General features: G+C 71.7%; 6 protein-coding genes. 3 read left to right on the top strand and 3 right to left on the bottom strand.

The features are described 5' to 3' along the window. Nucleotides 1-210: 210 nt before the first annotated feature. Together ACFWYM_RS43435 and ACFWYM_RS43430 are read left to right on the top strand one after the other, a co-directional pair. On the top strand, nucleotides 211-792 hold the full coding sequence (locus tag ACFWYM_RS43435; protein WP_384850876.1) for a YbaK/EbsC family protein: 582 nt from the start codon (nucleotides 211-213) through the stop codon (nucleotides 790-792). Beyond that, nucleotides 789-1,640 carry an EamA family transporter gene (locus ACFWYM_RS43430; RefSeq protein ID WP_384850874.1) on the top strand — a complete coding sequence of 284 codons (852 nt, stop codon included), beginning with the start codon at nucleotides 789-791 and terminating at the stop codon, nucleotides 1,638-1,640. The genes ACFWYM_RS43435 and ACFWYM_RS43430 overlap by 4 nt, the downstream gene beginning before the upstream one ends. A 98-nt stretch (nucleotides 1,641-1,738) precedes the next feature. Here ACFWYM_RS43430 and ACFWYM_RS43425 read toward each other — a convergent pair whose 3' ends face one another. The 3 genes from ACFWYM_RS43425 to ACFWYM_RS43415 all read right to left on the bottom strand — a co-directional run bounded on the left by ACFWYM_RS43425 (nucleotide 1,739) and on the right by ACFWYM_RS43415 (nucleotide 7,037). After that, nucleotides 1,739-3,460 (bottom strand): penicillin-binding transpeptidase domain-containing protein, encoded by a 1,722-nt coding sequence (locus tag ACFWYM_RS43425; protein WP_384850872.1) that lies wholly within the window; start codon nucleotides 3,458-3,460, stop codon nucleotides 1,739-1,741. A gap of 58 nt (nucleotides 3,461-3,518) precedes the next feature. After that, nucleotides 3,519-5,171 carry a penicillin-binding transpeptidase domain-containing protein gene (locus ACFWYM_RS43420; RefSeq protein WP_384850870.1) on the bottom strand — a complete coding sequence of 551 codons (1,653 nt, stop codon included), beginning with the start codon at nucleotides 5,169-5,171 and terminating at the stop codon, nucleotides 3,519-3,521. Between the two features lie 72 nt (nucleotides 5,172-5,243). Next, nucleotides 5,244-7,037, bottom strand: coding sequence for a dolichyl-phosphate-mannose--protein mannosyltransferase (locus tag ACFWYM_RS43415; protein WP_384850868.1), 1,794 nt, complete (start codon nucleotides 7,035-7,037; stop codon nucleotides 5,244-5,246). 62 nt (nucleotides 7,038-7,099) lie between these two features. Here ACFWYM_RS43415 and rsmI point away from each other — a divergent pair, with 62 nt between their 5' ends. Then, nucleotides 7,100-8,005 carry a 16S rRNA (cytidine(1402)-2'-O)-methyltransferase gene (rsmI, locus tag ACFWYM_RS43410; protein WP_384850866.1) on the top strand — a complete coding sequence of 302 codons (906 nt, stop codon included), beginning with the start codon at nucleotides 7,100-7,102 and terminating at the stop codon, nucleotides 8,003-8,005. The last annotated feature ends 31 nt before the right edge of the window (nucleotides 8,006-8,036 follow it).

Here is an 8,036-nt window from a genome sequence, read left to right as displayed (position 1 = left end):
GGCTGGATACAGCCCGTCCGGCGTTTGAGGACGAGGCGCGAAGCGCCGATCGGGGGCGAGGGGCGAAGCCCCATGAGCGGTGCCCCAGGGCGACGGAGTCGCCGTATCGGGAAGGGGCGGGACCGGGGAAAGAGGCGCCGCAGGCGAGAGCTGTCGCGCGGGGCGATACCTGGTCGCGTGGTCCGTACACCGACAGCTAGCGTGCGGGGCATGAGCGATACCGAAACCCCCGCTGCTCCCGCTGCTCCCGCCGAAGGCGACACCGCCGCCCACCCCCGCTTCGCCGCCGCCCTCCGCGAGCTCGGCCTGGACGAGCTCGTCGGGCAGGCCGTCCGGTTCCCCGAGCAGACCCGTACCGCCGCCGAGGCCGCCGCCGCGATCGGCTGTGAACTCAGCCAGATCTGCAAGTCGTTGATCTTCGTGGCAATGGGGTCTCCCCTGCTCGAGCGAAGCCGAGAGCTTGGGGAAGGGGTGCCGGTGCTCGTCCTGATGGACGGCGCCTCCCGCGTCGACCTGGAGCTCGTCCGCCGGGAGCTGGGCGCGGCGAAGGTCACCCGGGCCAAGGCCGACGTCGTACGGGAGACCACGGGCTACGCCATCGGCGGGGTGCCGCCCTTCGGGCACGCCACCAGGACCCGGGTGCTCGCGGACCGCTCGCTGCTCGGCCACGACGTGGTGTGGGCGGCCGCCGGAACCCCGTACGCGGTGTTCCCGCTGGACCCGAAGTCGCTCATCGCCCACGCGGGCGGCACACTCGTGGACGTGCGCGAGGCCGCCGGAACCGGTCAGTGACCCCGCTGGTCGCGGCGGCCGTCCTGCTCGCCGCCGTCACCCACGCCAGCTGGAACGCGATCGCGCACCACATCACCGACAAGCTCGTCGTCTTCACCCTGATATCCGGCGGGGGCGCCCTCATCGGGCTGCTCCTCTCGCCGTTCGTGCCGTTCCCGGCGGCCGGGGCCTGGCCGTATCTGCTGCTCTCGGCCGTCCTGCACGTGGCCTACATGGTCCTGCTCATGCGGTCGTTCAAGCTCGGTGACTTCGGGCAGGCGTATCCGATCGCGCGCGGCAGCGCCCCGCTCGTGGTGACGCTGCTCGCGGCCGTGTTCGTGGGCGAGGTCCCGGACGGCTGGCAGGCCGCCGGGGTCGTGGTCTGCTCGGCGGGCCTGACGGGGCTCGCGCTGTGGGGGATCCGGGGCTCGGGCCGGCGTCCGGACTGGGCGGCGATCGGGGCGGCGCTCGCGACGGGCGTCGCCATCGCCGGGTACACCGTCGTGGACGGGCTCGGGGTGCGGGCGTCCGGCTCCTCGATGGGGTACATCGCGTGGCTGATGATCCTGGAGGGCATCGCCATCCCCGTGTACGCGGCCAACCGCTGGCGCAGTGAACTCTGGCCCCGGCTGCGGCCGTTGGCGGGCCTCGGGCTGTTCGGCGCGGCCCTGTCCGTCGCCGCGTACGGGCTGGTCCTGTGGGCCCAGACCCGCGCCGACCTCGCGCCCATCTCGGCGCTGCGGGAGTCCTCGATCATCGTGGGGGCGGCGATCGGGGCGCTGTTCTTCAAGGAGAAGTTCGGCGCGCCCCGCCTGGTCGCGGCGGGCGTGATGGTGGCGGGCATCGGGCTGATGCTGCACGCGGGCTGATGCTGCGCGCGGGTTGAGCACGCCGGTCGAGGCGGGACACGTGAGAGGCAACACGAAGGGGGCCGCGGTGTGCGCGGCCCCCTCACGTCGTCCGGTGCTCAGCCGCCCGCGAGAAGCATCTCCCGCACGATCGGTCCGGCCGAGTCGCCGCCGTGGCCGCCCTCCTGCACCACGGCCGCCGAGGCGAGGTCACCGCGCCACGCGGTGAACCAGCCGTTCGGCTTCTTCTGGCCGTCGACCTCCGCGGAGCCGGTCTTCGCGCCCATGTCGGAGCCGAGCCCGGACATCGGCTTGACCGCGGTGCCCGCGACCGCCGTGTAGTGCATCAGGTCACGGAGCTGCTTCACCGTCGCGGGCGAGAGCTTGCGGGAGGCCGTCGCCAGCTTGCGGTCGTCCAGGTCGGGGGAGACCAGATACGGCTGGCGGAAGGTGCCCGTCTCGGCGGTGGCGACGACCGACGCCATGTTCAGCGGGTTCATCCGCACCGCGCCCTGGCCGATCAGCGAGGCCGCCATCTGCGCGTCGGACTGGACCGGCACCGCGCCGTCGAAGGACGGGACGCCGATCGACCAGTTGCCCCGGCCGAGCCCGAAGACGTCCTGGGCCTGCCGCGTCAGGTCGTCGTTCTTGAGCTTCTCGGCCTGGCTGATGAAGGCTGTGTTGCAGGAGCGGGCGAAGCTGGCCCGGAACGTGCCGTCCTTGATCTCGAACTTGTCGTCGTTCTGGAACTTCCAGCCGCCGTACGTCACGTACTTGGGGCACGGGTGCTTCTTGTCGATGCCCGCCAGCTTCTTCTCGATGAGGAGAGAGGAAGTGACGATCTTCATCGTGGAGCCCGGGGCGATGGAGCCCTGGAACGCCGTGTTGAAGCCGCTGGGGCGGGAGTTGGCGGCCGCGAGGATCTCGCCCGTGCTGGGCTTGAGGACCACGACCGAGGCCCGCTGCCGCTTGGCCACCGAACGCTCGGCCGCCGACTGGGCCTTGGCGCTGAGCGTGGTGTGGAGCGTGCCCGGGGTGCCCTTGGCGAGGGTGAGGAGCGTCTTGTCGGGCAGCGCCTTCGCGTCGCCCTTGCCGGACTTCGCGGCCTTGCTGTCCTTGCGGATGACGCGGGTCTCGATGCCGGGGGTGCCGCCCGCCTTCTTGCCGAACTTCTCCCGCAGCCCGTCCAGGACCGTGCCGAGCGAGGGGTACTTCGCCGCCGTCAGCTCCGCGCCGTCCCGGTCCACGGCCTTGATCGGCGGGGTCCCGGAGGCCCCGGTGACCAGCCGGTCGCCGTCCCGCAGCTCCGGGTGCAGGACCGAGGAGGCCCACTTCACCAGCGGCTTGCCGTCCTCGGCGTTGCGCACGACGGTCAGCTCGGAGCCGTACGAGAGGGGCTTGCTCCGGCCCTTGTACGCGACCGTGGTGGCGACGGTGAAGGGCGCCTTCGCGGTCCTGCCGCCCGTGCCACCGTCGGAGAGCTTGCCCGGGGTCACCTTCAGGGCGCCCAGGTGCGCGTCCTTGGGGAAGGAGGTCAGGGCGGCCTCGGCCGTCTTCGCGTCGTCCGTGTGCGCGGCCGCCCGGCTCAGCTTCCCGGCCGCCCACGCGGTGAGGAACTCCCGGCTGGCCGTGCGGACTTCGGTGGTGGACAGCGGCCCCGTCTTGACGTGGGGCTTGTCGTCCGAGGACGCGGACGAGCCCGAGCCGCCGCCGTCCTCGCCCCCGCCGAACAGGGCGAAGGCACCGGCGCCCGCGCCGAGCACGACGACAGCCGCGACACCGCCGATCACGGCGATGTTGGTGTTGGTGCGTGCCGTGGTGGCACGTCTTCTCTTGCCCACTGCTCCTCCGCAGGTCATGGCCGGGGCCCCACCCTAGGGGCCGATAGAACGCGACATGTCACCCCGCCCGCAGCACCGCCGCCACGATCGGGCCCGCCGTGTCGCCGCCGTGACCGCCCTCCTGGGCCATCGCCGCCGCCGCGACATCACCCCGGTAACCCGTGAACCAGCTGTTGGGTTTCGCTTGACCGTCGACCTCAGCCGAACCGGTCTTCGCGCCGATGTCGCTGCCGAGGTTTCCCATCACCCCGGCACCCGTTCCGCTGACGGCCGTGCGGTGCATCATCTGGCGGAGCTGGGCCGCGGTGGCGGCGGACAGTCCGTCGGCGGTGGCCAGTTCGCGGTCGTCCAGGCTCTGCGGGACGAGCACCGGCTGGCGGAAGCTGCCGGACTTCACCGTCGCCGTGACGGAGGCGAGGTTGAGCGGGTTGAACTTGATCTGTCCCTGGCCGATGGCGTTGGCGGCGCGGTCGGGGCCGGGGGAGGCCGGGACGGAGCCGTCGGTCGACTCGATGCCGACCTTCCAATCGCCCCGGTTCAGACCGAACTTGTGCTGCGCCTCGTCGGTCAGGGAGCTGTCCGTGACCCCCGCCTCGTTCTTGCCGACGAGCTTCACGAAGGCGGTGTTGCAGGAGCGCGCGAAGCTCTCGCCGAGCGTGGCGTTCTCGTTCGGCGTCATGCCCTTGAGGTTGTGGAACGGCTGGCTCTGCCAGACTTCCCTGTCCCGGCACGGCGCCGGGCTGTTCGCCCCGTCGACGATGCCCTTGTCGATGAGCATCGCCGCCGTCACGATCTTCATCGTCGAGCCGGGCGCCATGGTCCCCGAGAACGCCGCGTTGAAGCCGTCCTCACGGTGGTTGGCGACGGCGAGCACCTCACCGGTGCTGGGCTTCACCGCGACCACCGACGACTCGGGGTACTTCGCCACCTGCGTCTCGGCGGCCCGCTGCACGGACGCGCTCAGGGTCGTCGGGAGCTTGCCCGCCTTGCCCTTGGCGAGGGTCAGCAGCGTCTGCGTGCCCGCGGCCCCGTCCGCGTCGCTCTCGTGCTTGACGTACAGCTCGACGCCGGGCTTCCCGCCCGCCTTCTCGCCGTACTTCTCCCGCAGCAGGTCCAGGATCGGGCCGAGGGAGGGGTAGTCCTTCTTGCGCAGGACGGTGCCCGCGCGGTCGACGGCCTCGATCGGCGGGACCTCGGCCCCGCCCGTGACCAGGGTGTCGCCCTTCTGCTTCAGCTCCGGGTGCACGACGGACGGCTGCCAGTCGACCAGGGCCCGGCCGCTGCTGATGCCGCGCACGACGGTCAGCTCCGAGTCGTACGTGAAGGGCTTGCTCTTTCCCTTGTATGTGACGGTGGCCGACACCGAGAACGGGACCCGCCCGCCGGCCGCCGTCCCGGGTCTCAGCTTCACCTTCGTGATGTGGGCGTCCTCGCGGTAGCCGGTGAGGGCGGCCACGGCGGCCTCCGCGTTGTTCGTGTACCGGCCTGCCGTGTCCGCGTCGCCCTCGGCCCAGGCGGCGAGGAACTTCGCCGACGCCTCCTTGACCTCACCGGCGTCGGGCGGACCCGTCTTCGCGGGCTTCGCGTCCGCACCGGACGAACTCCCGCCCCCGCTGATGCCGTTGACGATGTTGTACGCGCCATATCCGGCGCCCCCCACCATGACGGCGAACACCCCGCCGATCACGGCGGCCTTGATTCCCGTGCGCACGAAGCGCTCCCCTCCCCAGGAGCCCTCCCGAATTCCTCCGGGAGGGTAGTTCGTCCGAACCTTAAGGGGAGGTCATACCCACGTGTCCAGCCACATCCGGGAACGCCACTCATCGACCGGAATCGCACGCCCGGTGTAGATCGGCCAGAAGTAAATGAAATTCCAGAGAATCAGCAGGACGAGAACGCCCGCACCGGCCGCCCCCACGACCCGGCGCCGTTCTCCGATGACAAGCATCGGCTCCACCGGAGCGGCTCCGCCGCGCCCTTGCTGCGGCGGGCCGAGAATCGCACCGATCATCATCGCCACCGCGAGACACAGGAACGGCACGAAGACGACCGCGTAGAAGTAGAAGATCGTCCGTTCCTGGTACATGAACCAGGGCAGCCACCCGGCCGCGACCCCGCACACGATCGCGCCCGCCCGCCAGTCCCGCCGGAAGGCCCAGCGCCACAGCACGTACAGGAGCGCGAAGGCCGCCGCCCACCACAGCAGCGGGGTGCCGAGCGCGAGGACCTCGCGGGCGCACTTCTCGGTGGTGCCCGCGGGACAGTGGCCGATTCCGGTGCCCGTCCCCGGGGCCGGGGACTCGTAGAAGTACGAGACGGGGCGGCCGTCGACGATCCAGCTCCACGGGTTCGACTGGTAGGTGTGCGGCGACGAGAGGCCCACGTGGAACTCGTAGACCTGGTGCTCGTAGTGCCAGAGGCTGCGCAGCCAGTCGGGCAGCCAGGTGAAGCTGCCGCCCTTGCCGTCGGTGGCGGCCCAGTTGCGGTAGTAGCCGCCGGTGCCGTCGCTGGGGGAGAGGATCCAGCCGAGCCAGGAGACGAGATACGTCGCGACCGCGACCGGCACCGTCGACACGAACGCGGGCAGGACATCGCGCCTGAGGACCGCGCGGTAGGGGCGGTACGCGCCCGCGACGCGGCGGGCGCCCACGTCCCACAGGACCGTCATCAGGCAGAAGAAGACCATGACGTACAGGCCGTTCCACTTGGTCCCGAAGGCCAGGCCCAGCATCAGTCCGGCCGCCCAGCGCCAGGGCCGCCACCCCAGGCGCAGCGTCTCGGCGACGTCCGCGTCCGGGCGTGTCACCCCGTCCTCGTCGACGGGCAGCGCCGCCGCCAGCTTCGCCCGCGCCTTGTCCCGGTCGACCAGGAAGCAGCCGAACGCGGCCAGCACGAAGAACATCAGGACCTGGTCGAGCAGCGCGGTGCGGCTCATCACGAAGTGCAGCCCGTCCACCGCGAGCAGCAGCCCCGCGAGGCAGCCCAGGAACGTCGAGCGGAACAGCCGCCGCCCGATCCGGCACAGCATGAAGACGGACGCGGTGCCGAGCAGCGCCGTCATGAAGCGCCAGCCGAACGGGTTGAACCCGAAGATGAGTTCGCCGAGGCCGATGACGTACTTGCCCACCGGCGGATGCACCACGTACGAGGCGTCGGACGGGATCGTGACGTGCCCGTCGTTCTGCAGGATCAGCTTGTTGGCGCTGTCCGTCCAGTTGGCCTCGTAGCCGTGGTGGACGATCGCCCACGCGTCCTTCGCGTAGTACGTCTCGTCGAATATCACCGCGTGCGGGCTGCCCAGGTTCCAGAACCGGATGGCGCCCGCGACGAGCGTGATCAGCAGCGGCGCCAGCCACGGCGAGTGCCGCGTCAGCCAGGCCACGGCCTCGCGCGGCAGCCCCAGCGCGGCCCACAGGCGCGGGCTCGGCGCCGCGAACGCGGGCACGAGCCGCTCGCGGACCCCGGTGCGCGGCGCCGCCACATAACCGAAGCGACGGAGCCGCCGCTGCCACGACGGCTGCTGCTCCTCGGGTGGCTGGCCCTGGCGGGTGTCCGGGGAAGGCGCGGTACTGGTCACCGCGCCATCGTAGGGAACGACGCTGTGCGAGTCCCGTGCCCGGCCCCTGGGAGGATGTGACTGTGACAGGAAGCGCTGCATCCCCCGAGTCCCCCGGAACCCTCGTCCTGGCGGGCACTCCCATCGGCGACGTCGCGGACGCCCCGCCCCGCCTCGCCGCCGAACTGGAGTCCGCCGACGTCGTCGCCGCCGAGGACACCCGCCGGCTGCGCCGCCTCACCCAGGCGCTCGGGGTGCAGGTCGGCGGCCGGGTCGTGTCCTACTTCGAGGGCAACGAGTCGGCGCGCACGCCCGAGCTCGTGGAGGCCCTCGCGGGCGGGGCGCGGGTACTGCTCGTCACCGACGCCGGGATGCCCTCGGTCTCCGACCCCGGCTACCGCCTGGTCGCCGCCGCCGTGGAGCGGGACATCAAGGTCACGGCGGTGCCGGGCCCTTCGGCCGTCCTCACCGCGCTCGCGCTCTCCGGGCTTCCCGTGGACCGCTTCTGCTTCGAGGGCTTCCTGCCGCGCAAGGCGGGCGAGCGCCTCGGCCGGCTGCGCGAGGTCGCCGAGGACCGCCGCACCCTCGTCTACTTCGAGGCCCCGCACCGCATCGACGACACCCTCGCCGCGATGGCCGAGGCGTTCGGCGAGGGCCGCAGGGCCGCCGTCTGCCGCGAGCTGACCAAGACGTACGAGGAGGTCAAGCGCGGTTCGTTGAAGGAACTCGCCGAGTGGGCGGCCGACGGCGTACGGGGTGAGATCACCGTCGTCGTCGAGGGCGCCCCCGAGAAGGGCGCCGAGGAGCTCGACGCGGACGAGCTGGTGCGCAGGGTGCGGGTGCGCGAGGAGGCGGGGGAGCGGCGCAAGGAGGCGATCGCGGCCGTCGCGGCCGCTGCGGGGCTACCCAAGCGCGAGGTCTTCGATGCGGTCGTGGCGGCAAAGAATGCGGCTCGGGGCGGCCCATCGGAGGGCAAAGGACTATCGTGAAAGGCAAAGTGCGAGCCGCGCACCAGGGGCC

It is taken from the genome of Streptomyces sp. NPDC059009, from assembly GCF_042740175.1.
Lineage (GTDB): Bacteria > Actinomycetota > Actinomycetes > Streptomycetales > Streptomycetaceae > Streptomyces.
The sequence above is the reverse complement of the archived record's forward strand: the minus strand, read 5'-3'. Positions and strand labels throughout refer to the sequence as shown.

Excerpts from the sequence above, each read along its gene's own strand:
- ACFWYM_RS43435 (WP_384850876.1), top strand. The coding sequence starts at position 211 with ATGAGCGATACCGAAACCCCCGCTGCTCCCGCTGCTCCCGCCGAAGGC.